22 protein-coding genes are annotated in these 24,824 nt (G+C 36.4%); 5 read left to right on the forward strand and 17 right to left on the reverse strand.

Going from position 1 to position 24,824, the window contains the following annotated elements:
* Positions 1 to 164: 164 nt before the first annotated feature.
* From C9J37_RS15655 to C9J37_RS15665, 3 genes are all read right to left on the reverse strand, one after another.
* Positions 165 to 1,550 carry a sensor histidine kinase gene (locus C9J37_RS15655; RefSeq protein ID WP_107896077.1) on the reverse strand — a complete coding sequence of 462 codons (1,386 nt, stop codon included), beginning with the start codon at positions 1,548 to 1,550 and terminating at the stop codon, positions 165 to 167.
* Entirely contained in the window at positions 1,547 to 2,224 is a 678-nt protein-coding gene (locus C9J37_RS15660) for a response regulator transcription factor (protein ID WP_024361633.1), read from the reverse strand. Before C9J37_RS15660 ends, C9J37_RS15655 begins: the two co-directional genes overlap by 4 nt.
* A 98-nt stretch (positions 2,225 to 2,322) precedes the next feature.
* Positions 2,323 to 4,350: a diguanylate cyclase domain-containing protein gene (locus C9J37_RS15665; protein ID WP_107896078.1), complete on the reverse strand. Its 2,028-nt coding sequence runs from the start codon at positions 4,348 to 4,350 to the stop codon at positions 2,323 to 2,325.
* A 549-nt stretch (positions 4,351 to 4,899) separates the two neighbouring features.
* Between C9J37_RS15665 and C9J37_RS15670 the strand changes: the two genes are divergently transcribed.
* On the forward strand, positions 4,900 to 5,448 hold the full coding sequence (locus C9J37_RS15670) for a GNAT family N-acetyltransferase (RefSeq protein WP_024361631.1): 549 nt from the start codon (positions 4,900 to 4,902) through the stop codon (positions 5,446 to 5,448).
* A 55-nt stretch (positions 5,449 to 5,503) separates the two neighbouring features.
* Here C9J37_RS15670 and C9J37_RS15675 read toward each other — a convergent pair whose 3' ends face one another.
* A complete protein-coding gene (locus tag C9J37_RS15675; RefSeq protein WP_107896079.1) occupies positions 5,504 to 6,580 on the reverse strand; it encodes an undecaprenyldiphospho-muramoylpentapeptide beta-N-acetylglucosaminyltransferase in 1,077 nt (358 codons plus the stop codon).
* Positions 6,581 to 6,752: 172 nt separating this feature from the next.
* Here C9J37_RS15675 and C9J37_RS15680 point away from each other — a divergent pair, with 172 nt between their 5' ends.
* Entirely contained in the window at positions 6,753 to 8,099 is a 1,347-nt protein-coding gene (locus C9J37_RS15680; protein WP_107896080.1) for an MATE family efflux transporter, read from the forward strand.
* A 78-nt stretch (positions 8,100 to 8,177) separates the two neighbouring features.
* Here C9J37_RS15680 and C9J37_RS15685 read toward each other — a convergent pair whose 3' ends face one another.
* From C9J37_RS15685 to C9J37_RS15715, 7 genes are all read right to left on the reverse strand, one after another.
* A complete protein-coding gene (locus C9J37_RS15685) occupies positions 8,178 to 9,257 on the reverse strand; it encodes a Ger(x)C family spore germination protein (protein ID WP_107896081.1) in 1,080 nt (359 codons plus the stop codon).
* Positions 9,239 to 10,276 carry a GerAB/ArcD/ProY family transporter gene (locus C9J37_RS15690; protein ID WP_107896082.1) on the reverse strand — a complete coding sequence of 346 codons (1,038 nt, stop codon included), beginning with the start codon at positions 10,274 to 10,276 and terminating at the stop codon, positions 9,239 to 9,241. Before C9J37_RS15690 ends, C9J37_RS15685 begins: the two co-directional genes overlap by 19 nt.
* Entirely contained in the window at positions 10,273 to 11,706 is a 1,434-nt protein-coding gene (locus tag C9J37_RS15695) for a spore germination protein (RefSeq protein ID WP_107896083.1), read from the reverse strand. The genes C9J37_RS15690 and C9J37_RS15695 overlap by 4 nt, the downstream gene beginning before the upstream one ends.
* A gap of 189 nt (positions 11,707 to 11,895) precedes the next feature.
* Positions 11,896 to 12,579 carry a YkwD family sporulation-associated protein gene (locus C9J37_RS15700; protein WP_107896084.1) on the reverse strand — a complete coding sequence of 228 codons (684 nt, stop codon included), beginning with the start codon at positions 12,577 to 12,579 and terminating at the stop codon, positions 11,896 to 11,898.
* Positions 12,580 to 12,968: 389 nt separating this feature from the next.
* A complete protein-coding gene (locus tag C9J37_RS15705; RefSeq protein WP_107896085.1) occupies positions 12,969 to 13,871 on the reverse strand; it encodes a CobW family GTP-binding protein in 903 nt (300 codons plus the stop codon).
* A gap of 68 nt (positions 13,872 to 13,939) precedes the next feature.
* On the reverse strand, positions 13,940 to 15,457 hold the full coding sequence (locus C9J37_RS15710) for a lmo1851 family serine protease (protein ID WP_107896086.1): 1,518 nt from the start codon (positions 15,455 to 15,457) through the stop codon (positions 13,940 to 13,942).
* 364 nt (positions 15,458 to 15,821) lie between these two features.
* Complete coding sequence (locus C9J37_RS15715; protein WP_107896087.1) at positions 15,822 to 16,562, reverse strand: N-acetylmuramoyl-L-alanine amidase; 741 nt, start codon at positions 16,560 to 16,562, stop codon at positions 15,822 to 15,824.
* A gap of 669 nt (positions 16,563 to 17,231) precedes the next feature.
* Here C9J37_RS15715 and C9J37_RS29010 point away from each other — a divergent pair.
* Both C9J37_RS29010 and C9J37_RS15725 read left to right on the forward strand, forming a co-directional pair.
* Positions 17,232 to 17,306 (forward strand): hypothetical protein, encoded by a 75-nt coding sequence (locus C9J37_RS29010; RefSeq protein ID WP_235617143.1) that lies wholly within the window; start codon positions 17,232 to 17,234, stop codon positions 17,304 to 17,306.
* Positions 17,307 to 17,465: 159 nt separating this feature from the next.
* Positions 17,466 to 17,666, forward strand: coding sequence for a hypothetical protein (locus tag C9J37_RS15725; RefSeq protein ID WP_107896088.1), 201 nt, complete (start codon positions 17,466 to 17,468; stop codon positions 17,664 to 17,666).
* A 157-nt stretch (positions 17,667 to 17,823) separates the two neighbouring features.
* On the opposite strand, the gene C9J37_RS15730 is transcribed toward C9J37_RS15725, so the two are convergent.
* Both C9J37_RS15730 and C9J37_RS15735 read right to left on the reverse strand, forming a co-directional pair.
* A complete protein-coding gene (locus C9J37_RS15730; protein WP_107896089.1) occupies positions 17,824 to 18,150 on the reverse strand; it encodes a nucleoside triphosphate pyrophosphohydrolase in 327 nt (108 codons plus the stop codon).
* Positions 18,151 to 18,850: 700 nt separating this feature from the next.
* Positions 18,851 to 19,213, reverse strand: a complete 363-nt coding sequence (locus C9J37_RS15735; protein ID WP_107896090.1) for a hypothetical protein — start codon at positions 19,211 to 19,213, stop codon at positions 18,851 to 18,853.
* Positions 19,214 to 19,532: 319 nt separating this feature from the next.
* Here C9J37_RS15735 and C9J37_RS15740 point away from each other — a divergent pair, with 319 nt between their 5' ends.
* Positions 19,533 to 20,066 (forward strand): hypothetical protein, encoded by a 534-nt coding sequence (locus C9J37_RS15740; protein WP_107896091.1) that lies wholly within the window; start codon positions 19,533 to 19,535, stop codon positions 20,064 to 20,066.
* Between the two features lie 378 nt (positions 20,067 to 20,444).
* Here the strand turns inward: C9J37_RS15740 and C9J37_RS15745 are convergent, their stop codons facing one another.
* From C9J37_RS15745 to fdrA, 4 genes are read right to left on the reverse strand one after another with little or no spacing between them, the layout of a single operon-like run.
* Complete coding sequence (locus C9J37_RS15745; protein ID WP_107896092.1) at positions 20,445 to 20,858, reverse strand: cupin domain-containing protein; 414 nt, start codon at positions 20,856 to 20,858, stop codon at positions 20,445 to 20,447.
* Positions 20,859 to 20,905: 47 nt separating this feature from the next.
* Positions 20,906 to 21,841 (reverse strand): carbamate kinase, encoded by a 936-nt coding sequence (arcC, locus tag C9J37_RS15750; protein WP_107896093.1) that lies wholly within the window; start codon positions 21,839 to 21,841, stop codon positions 20,906 to 20,908.
* Positions 21,834 to 23,267 carry a YlbE family protein gene (locus C9J37_RS15755; protein ID WP_107896094.1) on the reverse strand — a complete coding sequence of 478 codons (1,434 nt, stop codon included), beginning with the start codon at positions 23,265 to 23,267 and terminating at the stop codon, positions 21,834 to 21,836. Before C9J37_RS15755 ends, arcC begins: the two co-directional genes overlap by 8 nt.
* A gap of 1 nt (position 23,268) precedes the next feature.
* Positions 23,269 to 24,822 carry an acyl-CoA synthetase FdrA gene (fdrA, locus tag C9J37_RS15760; protein WP_107896095.1) on the reverse strand — a complete coding sequence of 518 codons (1,554 nt, stop codon included), beginning with the start codon at positions 24,820 to 24,822 and terminating at the stop codon, positions 23,269 to 23,271.
* Between the last annotated feature and the right edge of the window lie 2 nt (positions 24,823 to 24,824).

Below are 24,824 nucleotides of genomic sequence, written 5' to 3' on the forward strand. Positions count from 1 at the left end.
TTTCCCGCTCATTAAAAGGATGTTTGACACAACTTATCCATAATTTAAAGAACGTTTTTTCCATCTCAATCTTACTACTCTTCACAGAAAATACAACTCTTTTTAGCAAATTAAGCAATTTTTTTCTCGAAGGCTAAAATTCTTAAATAAAGCGTGTATTTTTCTTAATATTTTAGCGGTATCTTCAGCAAGAAAACGGTTCCAACATTTACTTCACTCTTGACTTCTATTGAAGCATTATATTTTTCAAGTAACATTTTAGAAATACTTAGCCCTAAGCCCGTACCGCCAATTTGACGATTTCTCGCTTCATCTACACGGTAAAAACGATCAAAAATATAGGGAAGGTTTTTTTCAGCTATTCCAATCCCATTATCTGTTATTTGAAATTCCACTTTTTCATCCTTCATTAAAAGGGAAATATTTACTTCTGGAACTTTTTCACAATAACGAATGGCATTTTCTACTATATTGCGAATTACTTGAGCAAGAGCATTAGGTGTTATAAAGACCGCCCCTATTTCACCATTTTTCGACAGCGTAATAGTTGCATTCGGGTACAATTTCGCCATTTCACTTATGACACCTTCAATGACTGCTACCGGATTTGCTTCACTCGTGTCATCTTTCTCTTCACGTCGTGCGAGTTCAAGCAACTCTTCAATCATTTTTCGCATCCTAGTAATTTCCGTTAATGATGTATCTATCGATTCTTCTAGAATCACTGGATCATCCTTACCCCACCGCTTCAGTAGTGAGAGATGGCCTTCAATTGCTTGAATAGGTGTCCGCAGTTCGTGAGAAGCATCGGCAACAAATTGCTGCTGTTGAGCAAATGATATTTGTAGCTCATTCATCATTGCATTGTACATTTTCAATAAGTCACCAATTTCATCTTGTGATGAGTAGGATAGCTGTATTGGTTCATTAAAACCTTGGTCCATGACCGTTTTCATTGATGCACGCAATGCATGAAGTGGCTTCGTTAAATAATTCGCTAAATAATACCCAATGGAACCTGAAAGGAACAATGCACCGACTCCTGCAATAAGCATGGCGGTCAACAAATAACGCATTAAGGATTCAAAACGTGTTAACGGATGAATCACTTGAATATATACTTGAAAAAAACCGAGCTTTATTGGCTCGTTTACGACATATGCCTCTTTTTTATCAATGGTCATTTGCACAATTTTCTGCATCTGAGAAAGAGGTGCAGCTTGGGAAGCATTATTAATTCGCAAAATCTCAATACCATCATTATTATATAATCTAACAGTTTGCTCGCGATCAACAATCGATTTTAACAATCCTGTATTTTGCTGGATTTGTTGGATAGATATATTGGGCCCTTGTGATTCTAAAAATGAAGCGACATCATCTCTTGTTCGTTTCACTTTACTAACTTCATCATTTAGTAGCCAAGTATGCAGTGAAACATAGACGACGATACAAATTATAGCGTAGCTAATAAAAATGACCGCACTCGATGTCAACATCCACTTTCTTTGCAAAGAAAGATTGCTGAAATAGGCATTTATTTTGTTCATTCACGCATCACGTATCCTACCCCACGTACGGTTTCGATATAGGCATTTAAATCACCAGGTAGTTTTGTCCTTAGATGACGGATGTATACATCCACAACATTAGTCTCAATATCTGCATCATAACCCCAGACGGAAGTTAATATAAGCTCTCTTGTACATACGCGGTTTTTATGTTCTATTAATAACTTCAACAAATCATATTCGGTTTTTGTAAGATCCAGTCTTTGACCTTGCACCAATACCTCATATGCATCAATATCGATTTCAATATCTCGAAAACGTAATGTATGACCCACCATTTTTTCATTAGGCTCCACACGGCGTAAAATGGTACGTATACGTGCCAGTAATTCTTCAATGGCAAAAGGCTTCACGATGTAATCATCGGCTCCTGCGTCTAAACCTGCAACTCGATCCATCACTGCATCTCTGGCAGTAAGTAAAATAATAGGTACTTGAGACTGCGTACGAACGCGGCGACAAATCTCAATTCCATTAATACCCGGCAGCATGACATCTAATAATAGAACATCATAGTTTTCTGTTGTGGCAAGTGCAAGCCCTTCCCGCCCATCAAAGGCTACGGTCACATCATAGCTTTCATGCTGTAACTCCAGTTCAACAAAACGAGCAATATGTTTTTCATCTTCTACCAATAGTATTTTTTTAGGCATCTAATCACCTTCTATTTCAATCTAATAACTTCTTTTCTAGCATAACATCATTTAAAAAGCCTGTACCACAAGTAAATACTCGTTTGTACAGACTTATTTTAAAGTGGGCCAGTTATAAATAAATTATTTTTCCCACTTTCCTTTGCTTTATATAATGCTTGGTCTGCTAAATCCATTAGCTCCTCTAATGTAGTTGCATGGTCTGGATAATAGGCAATTCCTATAGATGCAGTAGGTGCAAAGAAATGATTTTCGATTGTCCAACCTTTTTTTAATTCATTGCGAATACGGTTAATGATATGCATCATTTGACCTTGCCTTGCTTCAGGTTTACGCGTTAAACCTGTTAAAATAATGATAAATTCGTCCCCACCCATTCGAATAACAAGATCGTGACTACGGACAGATGTTATTAACACATTACCAAATTTGCGGATAAAATCATCCCCCATATCATGTCCGAATTGATCATTTACATCTTTAAAGTCATCTCCATCAATATATAACATGGCAATACATGCGTTTTTTGCATGTGCGTCCATCAGTATTTTGGGAAATTCCTTTGTTAGATACCTTCGATTCGGTAGCTGCGTTAAACTATCATGATAAGCAAGATAAAGTAAATCATTTTCTCGTTCTTTACGATGGGTAATTTCACGTGAAACCATAATAATTTGTGAAATCGTTTCGCGTTCTGTATCATGAACGACCGTTACATTTCCTTCTGTCCAAACAGGTGTACCATCTTTCGCTTGAAGCAATAGCTCAAACTGTGTATCAGTCTTCTCTGTAAAATCATTTAGAAACTCTTGCCACGCTGGTTTACTTGGTTCATCAATAATATCACTGTAAAACTGACCTTGTAATTCAACAATTGCGTAACCTAAATACATTCTGTAAGACGGTGAGGCATAAATAATGATGCCATCTTCATTTAAGATGACAATTAAATCATTTGTATTTTCAGTAATCAATCGGAATGTCCGTTCAATATTTTTTAATTCCGTTAACATTCTTTTCTTGTCCGTAATATCATAGTTAATGGATAAATATTGCTCCACTTGGCCAAATTCATTTTTCAAGGGCACAATAGCAGCCTCTACCCAATAGTCTGCATGATATTTTGTGCGGTAGCACAGCTCACCTCGCCACACCTCTCCTAATGCCAGGGTTTCATTGATTGCTTGAAACACGCTTTTTTTATTATTACGGGGTTCAATAAGGTCATAAGGATGGCCTAGTAATTCACTGGCTGTAAATCCCGAAGCATTTAAAAATAAATCATTTACTTCCACGATTTTCCCTTCGATATCTAAAATAGCGATGGAAGTGGCAGAATTTAAAGCTGCCTTGTACACTTCAAGGCCATGAGATGTTGAACGCAATGCGGCCTGTTGTTCTGTAAATTGCGTAAAATCTTGCATGATTAAGAAAATAGCAAAGGAATTGTCTCCTTGCATTACTGGTGACATTGATACTAAATACATGCGCTCCTGTTTATCCAACGTATGTAATTTAATAAGCTTCTCTGCAATATTTTCGCCCATTGCTGCTCTTTGTAAATAGTTTTGTATTTTTTCTATTTCCTCTTTTGGAATGATGGGCAAATCGATAAATGGCTGATGTTTCACCATATCGTTATCCAAATCAAAATCTTCCATGAAGCTTGTATTTACTTCAAATATAGTACCTTCAGCAGATAAAATAACGGTTGAAAAAAAAGCGTGGTCAAAAATAGACCGCATAAATAAAAACTTATCTTCAACACTTCTGTCATATAAGATTTCTTTTGTAATAGCTAAAATATAGTATTCATTTCCGTCTTTAATCGGGCGGACAGATGTCTCATATTTTCGCACTTCTGATTCAACATAGGCATAATCGACATAATCGACCTGCTGATGTTGGGCGATTGCTCGATGATAATTTTCTTGAATAATGACAAAATTCCGACTAGAAGTAACAGCAGATAGCATTTTTCCAATGGCGTTATTGGATAACAGTGCTTGGGCAGCTTGATTTAAGCGAATATATTGATAATCGTCTCCAACTCTTTTCATTAAATAGACGAAATCTTCTCCAATAAATAGTTGATTGAATAGTTTTTCGCTTAAAAGATATTCCATGATGTCACTCCCCATTATAAAGTCACATATATATAAATTCGTTATAAATGTATTTATTTATAAAATAAAAATTACACTAGTATTATAACATATTTACAATCATTTAACTTTGTTGAATTACGAAAGATTCTATCCTTTTTCGAGTAAAATTTGATAATATTTCACTTTTTACAAGGCAAAACGATACTAAGGAAATACTTTTTTCGTCATTTTTATGAAACATATAACTGTAATAGACTTTATAATTATATATAACAAAAGTAGGGAAATGATATTTTTCGCTATTTTTTCTGAATTAACTGACAATTAAACTTAATTTTCGTTTAAAAGAGCAAAATGATTGCACCAAGCAGTAGACTTGTTATATTATATTAATAAAACTAGCCATTTTTCGGTATGGTCGCAAAATCAGTAAGACAGCGGGAGATTATGGATTTCATAGTTATAACGTCTAGTTCTTTGGGTTTTTAATTCCAGTACGAATTTTAGTTTTATTCTTTATGCTTTAACGGAATTGTTTTAACTACCCTTGCAAAGGAGGCGTTTCGTATGCTTAAACATCGAGACCTACATGAATGTACAGAGCTTTATGAGCTATTATCGCATCCATCTGTTTTTCCTTTCGTTCGCCAAAAGGCACAATCTGCGGACGAATACTGGTTTATGACCAAGCAACTAATCGAAGAAGAAGCGAGAGGGCTCGCTATCTCCAGGACAATAACTGATGATTGGGGTCAACCGATTGGCACCATTAGCATTCATGATGTGGAAGACGGTGCTGGCTTCCTCGGAACGTGGATAGGACTCCCCTATCAAGGGCAAGGTTACAACCAAAAAGCAAAAATGCTCTTCTTAAATGAATTATTTTTTGATTATAATTTCCATACGGTTTTCCTCCGTATACGAGTAGAAAATAGTAAATCACAGCGTGCCGCTTTAAAGTTGCCTTATGTTGTAAGTGCAAATGATAGTCACCCAACATTACTAGCACAAGTTAACAGCGGAGAAGCACAATTTAATCTATATAAAATACCACGTGACTTGTTCTACTTAACAACTGCCAATCAAACGCAAGAAGGCGAAGAACAAGCAATGTAATGACCCATTTAAAAAAGCTATGTGCACTGTTTATTATAACAGTACACATAGCTTTTTATTTTTTATATTGCAATATTAACTTCGCCATCTCGTTTGGCGTTTTAGGTCTTTGTGTCTTTTCCATCGCTGGTATGATTTCTGATTTACGCGCTGTTAACGTATAAACTGATTTCATAAATGTTTCTTTTGTTAGTTCTTCCTCTTGTAAAACTTCAGCGTACCCTTGCTTTTTAAATAACTTTGCATTTAAAATTTGATCGCCACGACTTTTTTGTGCAGATAGAGGAATTAATAGCATTGGCTTATGCAGGGCTAAAAATTCAAATATAGAGTTAGACCCTGCACGAGAAACAACAAAATCTGCTGCATGCAGTAAATCCGATAATTCCGTCGTAACATAGTCAAACTGTTTATAGCCTTTCATTGACTCTAAGCTGTCGTCTTTATTCCCTTTTCCACATAGATGTATTACTTGAAATGTTTGAAGTAATTCAGGTAAATTATGGCGTAATGCGTCATTTAACACAACCGAACCAAGACTTCCCCCCATCACTAAAAGAACAGGTTTTGACGCCGTAAAGCCACAGAAAGCAAGGCCTTTTGCTTTATTACCATTAAATAATTCTTGACGAATAATGGAACCTGTACAAGTAGCCTTTTCCTTTGGCAAGTGCTGAAGCGTCTCTTCAAAAATAGTGAAGATATGCGAAGCAAATGGAAGTGCAATTTTATTAGCTAAGCCAGGAGTTACATCGGATTCATGTATGACAACCGGTACGCCTGCCACTTTAGCTGCCATCACGACAGGTACAGAGACAAAACCACCTTTTGAAAAAATAACCTCTGGCTTTACTTTCTTTATAATGCGAAATGCTTGCATAATGCCAGCAAGTACTTTAAAAGGATCCGTAAAGTTTTTCATAGAGAAATAACGACGCAATTTCCCGCTAGCAATCCCATAGAACGGGACTTTAGGAAATGCCTCGCCAATTAATTCTTTTTCAATACCTTGCTCTGAACCAATATAGTGGACATCGTAACCTAGTTCAAGTAAAGAAGGTAATATCGCTTGATTAAGTGATACATGGCCTGCTGTCCCACCACCGGTTAAAATGATTGTTTGTTGTTTCACGTAAATTCTCCTATTCCTTAAAAGCCATTGTAGCAAACGCCACTTTTGTTTACAGTCTTTTATTTTACTATATGCGAAAGAAAAGATATAGATGAAGCTTTAATTTTTCATCATATTATGTTTACTATATGCTATACTAATTCATCATGCTTATAAAAGGAAGTTACTCACTATGTATAAAACGACAACGTTAAAGCAAAAGTATTCACTCATTTTAAAAATCATTGTACCTATTCTAATTACCCAAGTAGCCATTTATCTCATTTCTTTTTTCGACATTTTAATGTCTAGCCGCTACGGTACTTCTGATTTGGCAGGAGTCTCCATTGGGTCGTCCATTTGGATGCCTATCTATACTGGGCTTTCAGGTATATTATTAGCAATAACACCGATTGTCTCCCAGCTTGTTGGCGCAAAGAAAGAACAATTAGCAAAACAAGCAGTGCAGCAAGGCTTATATGTCGCACTTGTACTTTCTGCATGTATTTTTATCATATTATTTATCGGGCTCGATTGGATACTGGGAAATATGCAATTAGACGCCGCTGTACATAACATTGCTAAATCTTATATTCATGCAATGTGCGCTGGTCTTATTCCACTCTTTTTATTTTTTGTTCTACGTTGTTTTATCGATGCGTTAGGTCAAACACGAGTAACCATGATTATTACACTGCTAGGAACACCTATTAATATTTTCTTAAATTATATTTTCATTTTCGGAAAGTTCGGTGCACCTGAGCTTGGTGGTGTTGGTGCAGGTGTTGCGACAGCCATTACGTATTGGCTAATTTTCTTTATTACGGTTTGGATTATTGCTAAACGCGTGCCTTTTGAACACTTTACTATTTTCCGTGAATGGCCAAAGTTACAATGGCTTAGCTGGAAAGAAATCTTAGTTATTGGTGTGCCAATCGGTATTTCCTTATTTGCGGAAACGAGTATTTTTTCTGCCGTCACAATGATGATGAGTAGCTTTAGCACAGAAATCATCGCTGCCCATCAAATCGCCATTAATTTTACGTCGTTGTTATATATGGTTCCTCTAAGTATTTCAATGGGTGTAACGATTTTAGTAGGTTTTGAAATTGGTGCGGGACGTTTACGTGATGCGAAAATCTATAGCTATTTATGCGTTGCCACAGCTATTGTATTTAGTTTTTTTTCAGCTTGCCTTCTCTACTTACTTCGCGAACAAATCGCTACAATGTATTCTGCCGATGAGCTGGTTTTAAAAAATGCGCAAGTCTTTTTAGTGTATGCTGCCATTTTCCAACTATCTGATTCTATTCAAGCACCTGTGCAAGGCGCATTACGAGGATACAAGGACGTGACCATCACATTTATCATGGCTATCATCTCGTATTGGATTATCGGATTGCCTACAGGTTATGTACTAGCTAACTATACTGATTTTGGTCCAGTTGGTTATTGGTTAGGGCTTGTAGCTGGTCTATCTGCAGGCGCTATTACCTTATTAATCCGTTTATTACGCGTACAAAGAAAATTTGCCCTATAATGAAAAAAGCGCAAAAATGGTGATACAACATCAACATTTTTGCGTTTTGTTAGTTAAACAATAGATGCAAGCTCTTTATTAACGGAGTATGCCTGTACGAATAATCGTTACTTTCACTTTTGGTTCAATCGTAAGTGAAGCAAATTGCTCGCGCCAGTCTTCCTCGAAGAATTTGGGATGATAAGCACGAATATAACGTCCTATCCCTAACGTGTCGGACTCCTGTTCTTGCAGTATTTTTATTACTTCCTCAAAATCAGCTTGTATTTTTTGTTGGAACATCTCCTCTATCGTTTTAAACGTCTCCTCTTTATACAAATGATTTTTTGAAAACTCTTCTATTTCTACGTCAATTTTAAAATCCATTGTTATTTTTTTCATTTCTTCATTGATGATCCATTTTCTTTTTAAATGGATTACCTCCCCAGTGACAGGTACATCCTCGTTATTGAGCTTGAGCATATATTGTATACGTGCATGTTGATTCGCTTTATCCATTAATAAAAGCATATAAAAGGATTGCTTAGGATCCAAAATTTTCCCTGTAAACACTTGCCCAGAAAACAATGCCACTCCCGCTGCTTCCGCGCTATGTTCTTCTTCGTCCATTTTGATATAAGGGATGGCAATATCTTTGGCATTATCAAACAATGTCGATCCGATCATTTGTAAATTCAGTTTAGGATAAATTGTATTTTTTTCTGTACTTTCAATAAAACGTTCATAGTAACCTCCTGCATTGTCAGTTACTTCTTTTGTTAACTCAATAAAAGGTTTTACGCTCCCCTCAGTCACTGCCACTTTAATAGAAATTGGATTTTGAGGATCACGAAAATAAATATCTAGTAGGTCATATAAAGGTTCTTTCACCGTGTCAATTGAAATAAGCAATGTAGCGAGTTCAGACAAATCAAGTGTTTGTTCAACCTTCAAATCGGCATTATTTCGTACATCACGTGGAGAAATACCTTCCGCTTCAATTAACATAATTTGACTTTGTTTATCAAGCGTTTTCGGGTAAGCATAATATCCTTTATACTCGCCCATTGTCCCTTCTATGCCAGCAAGAGATACAACTGACGAATTTTTATATAAACGCTCGTCCCAACAACCCGCAAGTAGTACAACCAAAAGAACGATTATTGCTTTTCGATACACGTTTTCCCCCTCCATTTATTCCATAAAATGATGAGAATCGGTAAAAGAAAAGTGAAAATTAGTATTATATAATGGAAGGAATTTTTCATCGTTTCAATCACCTTAAACTTAACAAAAAAAAGTGGAATAATCGCAAGCAATATATGATAAAAAACGATTGCCTTCTTAGAACCTTTCTTACCTATTCCAAAATGGACAACCCTTATCGTTAAATTAAAAATCAATACTGTGATGATGGACCATGACAACCAAATATATACAAAGAAAATATCAAGTCGCTTTACAAATGTAACTTCTTGAGATTTTAAAATATAAATAATTGGCTCTGGAACTAACTTAATCTCTTCAATAGTGAAAAACATTTGGGAAAACATGACAGAAATCAAATAAAAGACAAAAATTACAAGCTGATAAATCAATATTGGCTTGTAATTTAAAGTCAATTCCTTTTGTAAAAAAGGACGATAAATCAGATACATTTCTGCGCCCATAAATGCAAAAACACTACGGATAAGACCTTGAATGATTTCCTTACTATTATTAAATTCAAGCGGTAATAAGTTTGTCCATGTAAGGTCTGGAACCGCAAGCATTAAAAAAATGATAAAAATAAATATTAGCGGAATAAACATAACCCCAATATTAATAACGGTTTCCGGTCGACTTATATTACCATATAACGAAAGTGCAACAATGAATAAGATGATTATCCACTCGGGCGTTTGAGGCAAAACCCATGATGCTAAAACATATACCATATAGGCTAAAAATGTCGCAATCATTAAAAACCAATACACCTTATACACCCATTGGAAAAATGTATTCAAGTAAAAATACCGATAATACCGTTCAAAAAATAGTAATACTAAATAATGTAATATGGTTGCTACGATAAATAGCACCCAGGCCTTATTTTTACTTTCGCTAATTAAAGGCGTTTGAAAGGAAATATAAATAATACCTGTTTCAATGAAAAACAATAGTAAAAAAAATTGCCCTTTAGATAACGAAAAATTCAAGGTGTATCACCATTCTTTACACTGTCATCTTTCGGTGAACTAAAAGATGTCACTTGGACGGTAGGTTTAAAGAACGGTCCTCGCACGAACACTTTATAGATTTCCTTTGGTTGAAATGGCACAATTGGAGAAAAGTATGGCTGTTTTAAAGAGCTTAAATTAATTAAATGAATCAATAAAACAACTACACCAATAACAATACCAAAAAACCCAAATAGTGAGGCTAACACCATAAATGGAAAGCGTAGCATACGAATCGAAGTATTTAATTCTACTGAAGGCACTACATAGCTAGAGATTGCTGTTAAAGCAACAACTATCACCATTAAGTTCGATACTAAACCAGCACTCACAATAGCATCGCCTATAACTAATCCTCCGACAATGCCTATCGTCTGCCCCACTGATTGTGGCAATCGTATACTGGATTCCCGTATAAGCTCCATAATAATTTCTAATATAAGCGCCTCTATTAAAGGTCGATACGGAATTTCATTTACATCATTTTTTACTTGATTACTTAATTCTAATGGTAGTACTTCAAAGTGAAAACTAATAATAGCAATATAAAAGGCTGGTAAGAATACAGCTGCAATAAATGACATTAACCGAACTATTCGATAAAAAGAACCTACCAACACTCGACCATTATAATCGTCAGGTGATTGATAAAAGGAAAAAAACGTAACAGGTGCAATCAATGCTGTTGGAGAGATATTCGTTATCAACACCACTTTACCTTCAACTAAATTAGCGACAACCCGGTCAGGACGCTCCGTATTGAGCAATTGAGGAAAAGGCGACCATACGGAATCTTCTAACTCATCACTTAGTTGACCAACACTATAAAAATAATCTATGTTAATGGCGTCAATGCGCTTTTCAATTTCAGCTAACGTTTCTGCTTTAATGACCCTGTCAATATATAAATAATAAGCTTTTGTATTTGTCTCTTTGCCAATTGAAAAAGATTTTACGACGAGCGAAGGATTATGAATTCGTTTGCGTAATAAGGCTAAATTGGTTTCAACGCTTTCTACTAGCCCTTCATGCGATCCGCGCAGAACATGCTCATTATTCGGCTCATCAGGATTGCGATGTACTCGATTTACAATCGTGAGTGAAAGCATTTCACCTGTATCAGGAATAATGATTAGCGTTTCGCCATTACAAATATGTTCGATAGCTTGTGGTAGCGAAAACGCCTTAAGAGTCGTCATTATCGTTTCACTCCAGAACGGCTTGTTTGTATCTAAACGGGCATATATTGTATCGAGTAATTTTTGCGCTTCTTTTGCATCCACAAGCGAGGAATAAAAGCATAAAATAGCAGACGTTCCTTCTCGCCAGTCTACTTGTCTTACTGTAAAATCGGATGATTGATTAAATGCTTTTTGTAAGCTTTTCATCATTAATTCCACTTTATTCATAAAACGCCTCCTATACTTGGAAGTATAGGCAAAAATGGCTTATCTCAAACGGTATGTCTTTCGATTATCCTGTTTTCTTCACCGTTTGTCATTTTTTCACCTAAAAAAATAAAAAGACATCCAAATAAGCCTTGAAGACTTATTGGACATCCTAATTGAATACGTTGTTTCTATTAAATTTTCACATTATTACTTTTGAATAAACTGTTGCGTCCAGTAGTTACCTGACTTCACATAACCTACACCAATATGTGTATAATTTGCATTTAAAATATTGGCACGGTGACCAGGTGAATCCATCCAAGCTTGTACGACTTCTTGTGGAGAACGTTGACCTTGGGCGATATTTTCACCAGCACTCTTATAAGTGATGCCTAAAGCTTTCATACGATCAAATGGTGAACCAAATGTTGGGCTCGTATGTGAAAAATATTTTTTCGATTGCATGTCTTGAGATTTTTCTCGTGCTGCAGCCATTAGTTTATCATCCGTTTGTAAAGCTTTTAAACCTGCTTTTGTACGCTCAGCATTCGTTAATTTCACTACCTCTTGTTCAAAAGCATTCACATCCGATGTTGTTGTAGTCGGATTAGAAGTAGTTGGTGGTGGTGTCGTTGTATTATTTTGTTGATTTGTTGGTTTATTAGTTGGTTTATTTGTTTGTTGATTTGTTTGCGCATCTTTTGACGGTGCAGTTGTATTCGGTTTAGTTACAACCCACTTGTGATTTGACCAATTATTATAATAGTAAACTTTACAGTTCGTTGTCTGATTTGCTGTGTTCCCTTCTGTAGTATTAGAAGCAGCAGAAGCCAATTGAATTGGAGCTGCTAAAAGAAATGTTGCACAAATTGCAGTAAGTGTTTTTTTCATTTTGCAATTCCTCCTATCTGCAACCTATCGTAAAGTATAATTCTATAAAAAACCTTCCCAACATCTGCTAACATACCCAATAGAAAAGTAGTTTCCGTTAAACAGGGGTTTTTTTGTTATATTTTTTAGCAAGTTTGACCAGTCTATGAAATACTTACGTTTTAAATAGGGTTGACAGTATTCAATTTCTGTTCGTATTTTGGCTACGATTTTGATAGATTAGCACACTTGCCAATAACTAAAATTGCCTGGATAAAATAAAAAGTGATTTAAAAATTGCTATGGCTATAAAAAATCTGCTCGGTTCCACTGAATGATTTCTAAGGATTCAGAAAGAACACGAGCAGATGAATTTGATTATATCAAGTAAAGCATGGGACACTATTTATTTAATCAATACCTATTACATGAACACGGTCAATGTTTTCACCTATTAAAACAAGCTTTGCAGGCATTTTAATGAATTCTGGCAACCATTGTACCATTCCATAGGCATACTGAAACAGCATGGGATTTTTAACGCCTTCTATCGGAACGTAGCCTTTCATTCGGTACACCGTATCTGGTAATCCACGTACCCACTCTTCCATTTGCTCTTGTGTAAAGTGAACACCTTCAAATTCAACTAAACGAGAGCCTAAATGCATGGAGGCTATCGGGGCTTTCACAATATGTTGCTTATCAATTTTAACAGTGGCAGATAAATTTTCTAGTAAATGGTACGGTACACGCCCATTTGTTGTTTGCAAAATAAATGCATGGGGATTAAAACCTTGTAGCTCATAGACGACTTGCGCTTGCTCCGCCTCTGTTAGTAAATCGGTTTTATTGGCTAATAATAAATGCGCGTGACGAATTTGCTCCATAAATAATGTACGCACTTGCGGTGTTAATGTATCACGATGTAACCAAAGCTTCGAGTCCGCAACTGTAACAATACCTTTGACATTTAACTGCTCGGCAAAGATAGGGGAATAGACAGCATCCAATGCTTCTACAGGGTGAGCCGCTCCAGTTGTTTCAATAATTAGAACGTCAAATTCACTATCTAATAGAAGAGACTGGATTTGAGCCTCTGTTTTTTCAGCTCCTGAGCAACAAATACAGCCTTCTAGCATCTCTTTTAGCGGCACGTCCTCTTCTACAGCTTGAGAATCAAATGGCAGCTTGCCAAGTTCATTCATAATAACAGCGGGCTTTAAACCCTTTTCTTTTAGTTGTCGTATAACATCTGTCAGCATAGATGTCTTACCACTTCCAAGAAATCCACTAAATAAATATACATCCTTCACAATTCATTCCTCCTAAAGAAAAAGCTGTCGCAATGCCGTACGAGACGACTTCTGCGACAGCTACAGTGTTAGTTTGTTGTTCCCTTTGTTTGTTCTTTTGCATCAGAGACAAGCTCTTTTGCTTTTAACAGTTGAGGATCCTCTGATTTCATTTTTTCACGTAACGCATCCATTAATGCGTAAGTTGTTTCGTTCGTTAGAATGCCTGTTTCTTCAAGCTTATTGTCAGCTTGCAATTTTTTCACAGCTCGTTCTGTATATTGGTCAAAGATACCGTCAGCTTTTCCAGGTTCATAGCCTAGCACTTCTAACATTTCTTCAGCCACTTTGACAGAGTCTGACTGCAAGCCCTCTTTCATTTCAATCGTCGGGTCTAAAATTGGTAAAGAAGCATAAGCTGGATACGCTACTTTTACATCCGGTTCAATGCCTTTTTCATTAATCCAGTTACCGTTTGGTGTTAACCATTTACCAGTTGTGAATTTTAAATTAGAACCATCCTTTAAAGGTGTAACATTTTGTACAGTTCCTTTACCGAACGATGTTTCACCAACAATTTTAGCTCCTACAGATTCTTTTAAAGCACCTGCTAAAATTTCCGATGCGGATGCACTGCCATTATCCACTAGAACGGTTACAGGTACATTATATTTTTTCCCTGCGACAGCTTTTGTAATAACAGGCTCCTCGTCTTTTTGCTGCACTTGTACAATCGCTTTACCTTCTGGTACAAATAAATTTGAAATTTCAACCGCAGCATCTAAGTACCCACCTGGATTTTGGCGTAAATCAAGGACAATCCCTTTCATGCCTTTTCCTTCGTACTCAACAAGGATTTTCTCTAGCTCTTTTGCTGTTTCTTCATTAAATGATGTAATTTGGATATGTGCAATATCTCCATCTAACATTTCACCATAAACCGTTTCAACAGGAATATCATCGCGAATAATCGTCATTTCAATAGGTTCAGCATTTTCTCCACGTTTCACTGTTAGCTTTACAGGTGTACCCTTTTCACCACGAATAAGTGCAACTGCTTCTGAAGAGCTAAAACCTTGAATACTTTTACCATCTACCGTTAAAATAATATCTTTTGGTAATAACCCTGCTTTTTCAGCAGGTGAATTTTTAATAGGTGACACAACCGTAATAAAACCATTACGTTCTTGAATTTCAGCACCAATACCCTGGAAGCTTGAAGATAATCCAGAGTTAAATTTTTCTGCTTCATCCTTCACCATAAAATCAGAATAAGGATCTTCTAATGCATCAAACATGCCGTTAATGGCGCCATCCACTACTTTTTCAGAATCGATATCTTTGTAATACTTGCCTTTAAGCATATCAAATGCTTCGTATAGTTTTGTAAATTCCGCACGTTCAATTGGGACTTTTACTTCTACCACTTTCTTTTCACCGAAAGTTAACGCAAAAATGGTTAAGCCTGCGGTAATTAAGATTGTAAAGAACATCAGCATAATAAACTTAAACGGCTTCATCTGAATAAATTGGCCTGCAGGTTTTACCTCTACTTGTTGTATTTGCTCTTGCTGTTGTTCTAAACCATCTTTTTTCTGTTCATCCATCTTGATTGTCACCACTCTCATATACACTAACTTGTTGTCACACTATTACCATCTTAACAGGTTATAGAGGAGACGAAAAGAAAAAGAGTGTCAAAATTTCATGACAGCTCTTGTCCCCCCTACTAACTTCATAAAATTGCACATTAATAAGCTACTTTTTCAGCATCCATACGCCCACTATTAATAGAACAATGGTCTAAAAAGCTCCCTATTTTACAATTTTTCATGAAAATGTGCCTCAGATACCTTCTGAGGCACTGCCCTTAGCTGCTAAGTTTCAAGTATATAATAGTACTGCCTTTCTATTTTACTCATTTCCTAAAAGCAGTCAACTAAAATACTCATATAATTAGCTGATGAGCCATTATGCATCGATAATGTATGTCAGTTGCGCTAATTTAGCAGCTTTTATTTTATTTTCTGCACTTTTAGCAGCACTAGTGCCTGTAAAAGTCCCTGTTTTTACTCGAAACTTAGACCCCTCCTGTTCAATATAAGCAACCCAGCCAAAACGTTTTCTCATCACATCTAACACGCTTATTGCTGCGTTTCGTGTGCTATATGTTCCTGTAATAATTCGATACTTCGATAACTCGGTAGGTGGTTTTTCTGGCTTTGGCGTTTCATTGCTTGTTACCATTTGTAAAAAATTAGTCCATGAGATTTTCCCTGCACGCATATTTCTAGGACAGTTTTTGCCACTAAAATAATGGTGTTGCACGACATTTTCAATAGCTATATTTTCATCATTCATTATTTTTGCTATTAAACTCGCCGCATTTTTTACTGCCTTATTATAATCTCCATCGCTATTAACACATATTTCAACTTGAATGCCTTGTGTATTGCCTATATAGGTTCCAGCTCCCCAGCATTCCCAATAATGTTCAAAAGATTGTATGGCCTCTTGATCATCCACTTGCCAATGCCAACTAGCATTTCTACTATTACCGTTTATTTGGAGTCGAGCATGGGCATCTGCATCTGCACCAACGCTTGTGTTGTCTGTTTCATGAACAACAATATATTTTTTTGCATTATTTTTGCCATTTGTAATTTTTGCAGCTTGAGTCGCAGCGACTAATTTTTGACGTATTGATACCACGCGATTCCCCCCCTTCCAAAAGTAGATTCGTTTTCGCTTTCTAAAATGACGTATTTATTGTAGTGTTACTTTCCTTAAATAGAGTGCATAGACTATCGTGCTTTCTTTTTATAGTATGTGTTCGCACTCATTTTGTTTGTGTTTTTATATACACTCTCTTCTACAAAACTACAAGACTTTCGTTATGCTAATTGTAGTGATTAAGTGCTTCAATAAGAACATTAGTAGAATTTGGAGAAAGCTTCGAATAGTGGATTTTATTTTCGGTTGTCAAAGAATGCAAAGAACATCATCCCCATTGGCAATCCAATTCAAAAAAACTTATATAAGTATTAGTGGAGACGGGTGAAATATTGAAACCATTTACATAACGTATATACAACAAAATAGATTGGAGGAGGACAAAGTGGGAAACTTGGTCTATCTAGCATGGGGAAAAGTAAAGTCCAATGCAATCATATGGACACTTTCACATAAACTCACACTAATAGATTTAGCTAAAGTTTGAAGAAGTGAAAAAGAAATGATTTGGAGGGAATCACATTGTTAAAAACAATACGTATATTATTTTCAATAGTGGGCATATCTTTGGCATTGTATGGCTTCATTACAAAAGACTATAAGTTTCAAGCATATATGATACTATTTTTAGGCTTAATGATGTTAATAATGGGTACACAAGAATTTCAACACCAAAAGAAATGTACAGGTTGGTTATTAATCATCATATGTCTTTTTTTGTAGCTATTCAAAGTTTTACTTTACTTTGATAACCGTTTTTTATAAAAAGATATTGTCACTATATAATATGAAGTCGTTTTCATTACCCTCCCATTAGCCTCCTATTTTTGATGCTATATACACCATTCAATTCACTTAAATAAGTATGGGGGGATAAGTCAATTGAGCCAAACTGTGACTTTTTCGGTTGATACGAAGTATAATGACAGAATACAAGAAACATTTACTTTTGAACAATTAGGTCTTAGCGTAGAAATGAGCGATGAAAAAATAAAAAAGGAATTAGATAAAATTTTCGAATCTTGGCTTTGGCATAAACTGAATATTTCCTACAGTATTGTCTATAGTAAGAGTAGTGATTGACTCGCTTTTGTTCCTCTTTACAATAAACAACATTTAACTCTTATACATGTTACAAAGTAATCCATCATTTCTTCTCTTAATCTAATCCTGTAGCTAATAAATGCAACTATCTTAAAGTGTGAGCGGCCAATCGGCAGTTTCTTTCCCTAAAAATAACTTACTTATCTTCTACATCAAGTAAATAAATTGCCTTGTCAAATCCTCCACGGTTAGCTTTCTTCTGCTTACGAACCGCTTCTAATTCTTCATAACTCACACCTAACACTCCTATCGCAGTATGCACTAGTTCTAAAATATCTGCTAATTCTTCAACACTTTCTTGAACGTTTTCTGCCTTATAAAACTCTTTTGCTTCTTCCATTATTTTTGCTTTTACTTCAAGCAACAGTTCTTGTGGCTCTAATATTCTTGCATTACATTGCAACCCCTTTTCTGCAATTATCTCTAGAATATTATCTCGTACTAGCTTATTATAAACAGGCATTGCTATACTCCTTTCATGTATCTTACTGTTATATTGTAGAATAACATCTAAAAATTGTACTGTCAGCAAATCAGCAGAGCATTAGCCAAAATAAGGGTCCCCATCCTTTATACTAAAACATCGTATTAAACCTAAAGGCTCGTTCTCTTAATAAATCATCTAACATTTCTAATAAATTTTCATAATCTAATATTCTTCTCTCCACCCTGATTACCTCCTTAAATAGCTCTACCTATATTTTACCAATAACTTACATAAATCTTGTTACAACAACGTTAAATTGCATTTAAATAGCATGTTTTACTTGATTTAGAACGTTAATCATTTTTTTAATACCAGTATATTACACAGAAATAAAAACGTTGTATGAGCTTCTATAGCAATTACAGGGTATTGTAATTTTGGTATTTTATATTACGATATCGTAACATCGTTCTCCAACTAAACTTCCTCATTAGTCTAAGTCCATTTAAATTAGGAGAACTATCCCAAAAAGTACCAAATAAAGAATCCGTTTTGAGTTTAATCAAAATGGATTCTTTATTAAAATATAATTTTTATTTGGGATACTATTGTGCTCCATAACCACCATCAATAACAATAGACTGTCGCATAGCTAATTCCTCCAATACTTTATAAATATCTTCAGAGACTTTCTGTTTACGACCATCTACCATACCAACAAACACAAACACTATGTTCAGTTGACAAACTTACTTTTAATCATATGATCACTAATAAAGAAAACGGTAACATAAACAAATGCCATTCCTGTGTAAATGAAAAATAATTCTATATTCCATTCTGTTAACAGTAAAAGCACACAAACACAAATTAATCCACAGCCAAAATGTTTCATATAAGAAAATAAAATATGTTTAGTTCGAAATTCAATCACGATGGATGCTAAAATTCCAATAGTAAATAGTATTGGAACTGAAATAATACTTACACCAAGCCCGATTGCGAAATAAGAGTTCGTAAAATCGTTAAAGAAAAAAGGTACGATAAAGTAACATATGATCGATGTTACAAAAGCTGCTAACAATTTTCTGTTAAACATATTTTCACTCCTTCACTCACAACTCGTATTGCATTTTTCTCAGGCGTTGAGGATTTTATATCGTCTGTTCAATCTTTTAGAATTCAAAATTCTAATCTGGACACTTATTTGATTACTAAAAATTTCTTTTTAACAGATGATTTTAGATTAAATGGTAATGACGTAAATTAAAATGCTATTCGCGTAACCATTTGTGCTTAGCATTACAAACAAAATTGTACTCTTTTACAAAATTCACTGGCATAGTAGGTAGCGCGAATAGTACCTCATTAATTTCTTGTATAGCTCTATTTAAAATACAATAAAAGGAGGATGTAACGTGAAAGATTACATCATAATAATTATTTCTATCCTTCTATTATTTACTATATTTTTTATCATTCAAAGAACTTATACTATTCAATCAAACGTCAGTGCAATAACTACTAGTATTCAACAACATTTAGAGGAAGAGGTTTCATCGATTGAAGAGTATGGCATCTCAAAATCAAATTCAAAGATTGTTATTTTTAAGTATGGTAATAAAAAGGGATATGCAGTTTTCAAAGAGAATTATTTTAACAAAAAGTTAAAGATGATCTTTATAAAATCTAATATTTTTGATAAAAACAACAATATCATACATACAAATCGAGGTAACTATATTCTTTTAAGTGGTAACTATCATGAGAAAATCGATTATATAGTTGTAAAAGAAGGCAATAAGAATCATTTATTTGAGGTTACACTTATTAACGAAAACATTGGTCATTTATATATCACACTCGAAACTATTCCTCGAAAGTTAACCGACACGATGCTAAATGATTTAATGCTTTACAATAAGGATAATAAGCCAGTTTTTTTAGAATAACTGCCAATATCTTTAACTACCTAAAGGGCCTTTACTTATCAAAGCCTTCCATCTAATCACTTTACAATCCCATCACCGGCCCTTTAGTCTAGTCAAAAAACTTCATTTTGTTACCATATCATTGAATAAATCCCCATGAAACTTCTTTCAATACGATAGATTTCACGAAGCACCTTCTCATCTTCACTAGTGTAGTTACAGCTAGAAGCACCCTGACATTTTTCATGTTAAGTTCTCCCAACTTGTCATTTACCCTGCTTATTCTTTCAGAGTATCGATGACTGTTCATTTTCATCTTTTATAATCAGCAATAGCCATGTATAGTACAACAAAAGAGCAATCCGTATTTTAACAGATTGCTCTTTCTCGTTGTTCAACTTATTTTTCCGAGTCCACCATATGTGACAAGAAGTTTTCGTTTTGGATTTCTTCATGAACAGGGATGAAGATACTAACCTGCTCGGTAGGTTCGACATCGTCATTGGCAACCGAGTGAACGACCCCTTTTGGTACAAGGAAAGTGTCCCCTTCTTGATAGGATTTCCATTCCCCATTTTGCAGAAGTTTTACTTTTCCTTTTGTAATATGAATTACTTCAGCTACGTCGTGATAATGGGGCAATACGGCTCCACCTACTTCTATGCGTTCTCTTAAGACCGAGCTAACACTGACGCCGAGTTCATTTGCCTCTTTGGCACTTAGAAGCTCGCGGTGATAAACTTTACGGTGCTCTGTAAATACATTCCACTTTAATGCTTCGCCAATTTTTACTTTCGTCTTGTTTTCGTTCATTTCCAATTCTCCTTACCATACATTTTCAATTACTTGTAATAGCTGATTTAGTTGAAAATAACGGTGCCTGTCTTACCAAGAATGGCATCCTTTGCTTTCTCCAGCGAAGTGATGATTGATTTGCGACCTTGCTTCCCCTTGACGAATGATATGGCTGCCTGAATTTTTGGAAGCATACTGCCTGGTGCAAAATGCCCTTCTTTCATCAACCTTTCTGCCTCTTCGATCGATAACTGATTCAGGTTTTGCTGATTTGGTTTCCCAAAGTTAATTGCGACTTTTTCGACAGCTGTCAATATGAACAGAAAATCTACATTCAACTCATCCGCTAAACATTTACTTGCTAAATCTTTGTCAATAACCGCTTCTACGCCGATTAAAGCATGATTCTTTTCCTCCACTACAGGTATACCCCCACCACCAACAGCGATGACAATACGCCCTGCATTAACTAAGTCTTGGATAATATCTTTTTCAACGACTTTAATCGGAGCAGGAGATGGAATAACCCGACGATAGCCGCGTCCTGAATCTTCTATATAATGGTCACCTGTTTCAGCCATTAATCTTTCAGCCTCTTCTTTTGAATAAAAAGGACCAATTGGCTTTGTTGGATTTTGAAAGGCGTGATCGTTCTTATCAACTACTACCTGACTGACAACTGTTGCAACTGATTTGTTAATTGAGCGTTTTAACAGTTCCTCATGGAGTGCATTTTGCAAATGGTAGCCAATATACCCTTGGCTCATTGCCCCACATTCTGCAAATGGCATACTAGGAATATTTGCATGTTCCTTCGAGCTTTTTTCGAATGCCAGATTGATAGAACCGACTTGCGGCCCGTTACCATGGGCAATCACAACTTCATGACCTTGTTCAATTAAATCAACAATTGGCTTGGCTGAATCGTGTACTAATTGTAGTTGCTCTTCAGGAGTAGAACCGAGTGCATTTCCTCCAAGCGCTATTAATATTCTACTCATTTGCCTCTTCCTCTCCATATAGTTTATAGAAACGAAGCAATCCTTTTTCGAAGCATTCCTTTGGAGGATGGACAATGCCTGCGCCAATCTGCCCGATTCCTGCTACTTTATGTGCCATGCCGGTATTAATAACAGGAAGAATGCTTGTTTCAATCACTTTTCGAACATCAATTCCAAAGGCAGCTCCGCGGAAATTTAGCGTTGGTATAGCATAATTGCTATTTTCACTTACTGTAATGTCATACATTTGTTCGCTATATTGAATAGCATCTTCTACCTCTCCTCCAACAAATTGAACAATTGCAGGCGAACCGCCCATCGCAAACCCACCAATTCCCATTGTTTCCGTAATGGCACTATCCCCTAAATCCCTAGTTGCATCCTGCTCTGAATAGCCTGGGAAATATAAGCCTTTAATAAAGTTTGCCGGTGCGGTAAACCATTCCTTGTCACCTAGCCCGCTAATGCGAATACCAAATTCAACCCCATTCCTCGCCATTGTCGTAACAACCGTGGAATATGGAACGCCGTGTCCTGCATCAAGTGAAGCTTTACATGCTGGCATGGACAGGTTCAAGAAATAGTGTTCATTATTTTGAATAAAGCGCAAGACCTCTCGCAATGTGTCCGTCTTGCAATCTGTTTGCATAAAATAGTCCGTCATTTCCCTATAGAAAAGGCTTGTTGCTGCCTTATTACGGTTGTGGCACTCATCTCCCATATGAAGAGCCTGCGCGATGATGGCTTTTAAATCTACGCCATCTGTTAGCACAAGTGCTTTTTTCAATGCCGGAGCAAAAACATCGCGCAGCCACTTTAGCCGATCAATTACATCGCTAGAAAAAGCACCAAAACGTAGCACTTTGCCTAGACCTTCATTAATCGTACAATAAGCACGGTTTCCATGTGTTCGATTTTCGATGATATGCACTGGCATGGAAGGAGAGACGATGCCCGCCATTGGTCCCACTGTTGAATGCTCATTGCATGAGCCAAATTCAATTGCTCCAGCCTCAATCAATGCTCTTGCTTGTTCCTCATCCGCTGCCATCCCTTCAAAAATAAGTGCGCCAATCACTGCCCCCTGCATCGGACCCGCCATGTTTTCCCATGCAATAGGAGGGCCAGCATGCAGTATTTTTTTGCTGTGCATTCCAGGTATGACATCAATAGCTAGTCCAATATCAATTAAGAAAGGGTGTGCATCTTTTATGCGTTGAATCGATTCTTGATTCGCCTTTTCCACTTTTTCATTTTCCTGAAAGAAATCTAATGCTTCGAGCAATTGTAGATTGCCCCCTGCAGGCGGTTGCCAGTCCACTTGGATGGTTTCAACGCCTTGCAGCTCCAAATCTTCTTTAAATTTGGATGTGCCGATATTAATTACTTGTAATGGCTGATTAAAAAGCTCATTCGCTGTACTCAATTTAATTGACCTCCTTTTGTACAAGCATCGCGGCAATTCTTGTTGCCATTTCATTGCTATCGGCAACAAAAGCGCCTATAGATTGAAGTTTCTTTAGTTGCTGCTGATAATCTTGTTTATCTTTAGAAGTGCCGCAAATATAAGTAACGATTGGCAAGTGCCTTCCTGCCTGTGTAGCCTCGTCTCTTGCTAATTGAAGCGTCTCTAGTGTTACACCTACTGGATCTTCATGGGCACCATATCCCAATTCAAAGTCTAATAACAGAACAGCAGTTTGAGGGTCTCGTGCTTCTTGAAGAATCCGCTCATTTCTAAGTGAAGGCTCTATCATCGGATGTGGTTTACCTTTTGTAAAATCATCATCGCCCATATCAAGCAACGTATGACCTACACTATAGGTAATGTCGTTAAGTTTCTCTTCCTCTTTTTTAGCGACATTACTTTTGACACTTTTTCCTGAAGAGCGGAGAATGGATAATGCTTCTGCTGTCAGCGTACCACCGCAGAATAATCCACGAATGTCCTGCTGAGCATCTGCTAATTTTGCTTTTTCTTCAGCAATCCATCGTTGAACGCTCTTTGCAATGTCCGTTTCGATTACGGCTTGCGTATCAAGTAATTGAACAGATTTGCGGGCAGCATCAATTAATGTAGGAGAAAAGGTAGCACCTGCTGCCTCAACTGCTTTTGCATCACCATCTAAAAAGCAGACTACAACGGGTTTTCGGCATTTTTTCACTTCTGCAAGAATTTTGTCCTGAACATTTCGCGCTGGAGGCTTGGAAATTAATGTGATGACCTTCGTATTGTCGTCGTTCTCTAATGCTTGAAGCCCTTGAAGCATCATAATTCCGCCAATTGATTCATGGAGATCGCGACCTCCCGTACCAATTGCCTGTGTAATACCGTAACCAAGTCGATCAATTTGTACCGTCACTTCCTGTAGCCCTGTTCCGGAGGCTGCCACTAGTCCAATGCCTCCTTCGCTTACTTTATTGGCAAAGCACAGTCCACTGCGATTGATAATTGCTGTCCCGCAGTCTGGCCCCATAACGAATAAACCGTTGTCTCTCCCTATTTCCTTCAAAACTTTTTCATCTTCAATACTTACATTGTCACTGAACAGCATAACGTGCATGCCTTTTTTTAAGGCTTGACTCGCTTCGCGCGCTGCATATTTTCCTGGAACGGAGATAATCGCCATATTAGCATTCGGCATGAGATGCAATGCAGAAGTCAACGTTTTCGCTGTATGATAATTGTCTTTTCCTTTCTTTACCTTCTTGGAAGTTAATTCTGTATGGATAAGTGTTATCACTTCCTCTGCCCGCTCATCTGTATCTGTAATCAAGGCAATAATTAAATCATTGCCCGTAGCTACTTTCGCCTCATCCGTTAGCAGACCAATGTTTTCTAGCAACTCTTTGTTCATTTCGGTTGCCATCGAAACAACGGCCTGTTCGACGCCATCCATACGATTTATTTTGCTTGATAGTGACATTAATGTTACCGAGTCATAATAGGCGTTACTTTCTATCAATACTTTAGATGTCATTA

The organism is Lysinibacillus mangiferihumi (assembly GCF_003049665.1).
GTDB lineage: Bacteria > Bacillota > Bacilli > Bacillales_A > Planococcaceae > Lysinibacillus > Lysinibacillus mangiferihumi.

Bases quoted from the DNA above. Each gene is read 5' to 3' on its own strand.
- C9J37_RS15655 (WP_107896077.1), bottom strand. From the start codon at position 1,550: ATGAACAAAATAAATGCCTATTTCAGCAATCTTTCTTTGCAAAGAAAG.
- C9J37_RS15660 (WP_024361633.1), bottom strand. From the start codon at position 2,224: ATGCCTAAAAAAATACTATTGGTAGAAGATGAAAAACATATTGCTCGT.
- C9J37_RS15665 (WP_107896078.1), bottom strand. From the start codon at position 4,350: ATGGAATATCTTTTAAGCGAAAAACTATTCAATCAACTATTTATTGGA.
- C9J37_RS15670 (WP_024361631.1), top strand. From the start codon at position 4,900: ATGCTTAAACATCGAGACCTACATGAATGTACAGAGCTTTATGAGCTA.
- C9J37_RS15680 (WP_107896080.1), top strand. From the start codon at position 6,753: ATGTATAAAACGACAACGTTAAAGCAAAAGTATTCACTCATTTTAAAA.
- C9J37_RS15695 (WP_107896083.1), bottom strand. From the start codon at position 11,706: ATGAATAAAGTGGAATTAATGATGAAAAGCTTACAAAAAGCATTTAAT.
- C9J37_RS15700 (WP_107896084.1), bottom strand. From the start codon at position 12,579: ATGAAAAAAACACTTACTGCAATTTGTGCAACATTTCTTTTAGCAGCT.
- C9J37_RS15710 (WP_107896086.1), bottom strand. From the start codon at position 15,457: ATGGATGAACAGAAAAAAGATGGTTTAGAACAACAGCAAGAGCAAATA.
- C9J37_RS15730 (WP_107896089.1), bottom strand. From the start codon at position 18,150: ATGCCTGTTTATAATAAGCTAGTACGAGATAATATTCTAGAGATAATT.
- C9J37_RS15735 (WP_107896090.1), bottom strand. From the start codon at position 19,213: ATGTTTAACAGAAAATTGTTAGCAGCTTTTGTAACATCGATCATATGT.
- C9J37_RS15745 (WP_107896092.1), bottom strand. From the start codon at position 20,858: ATGAACGAAAACAAGACGAAAGTAAAAATTGGCGAAGCATTAAAGTGG.
- arcC (WP_107896093.1), bottom strand. From the start codon at position 21,841: ATGAGTAGAATATTAATAGCGCTTGGAGGAAATGCACTCGGTTCTACT.
- fdrA (WP_107896095.1), bottom strand. From the start codon at position 24,822: ATGACATCTAAAGTATTGATAGAAAGTAACGCCTATTATGACTCGGTA.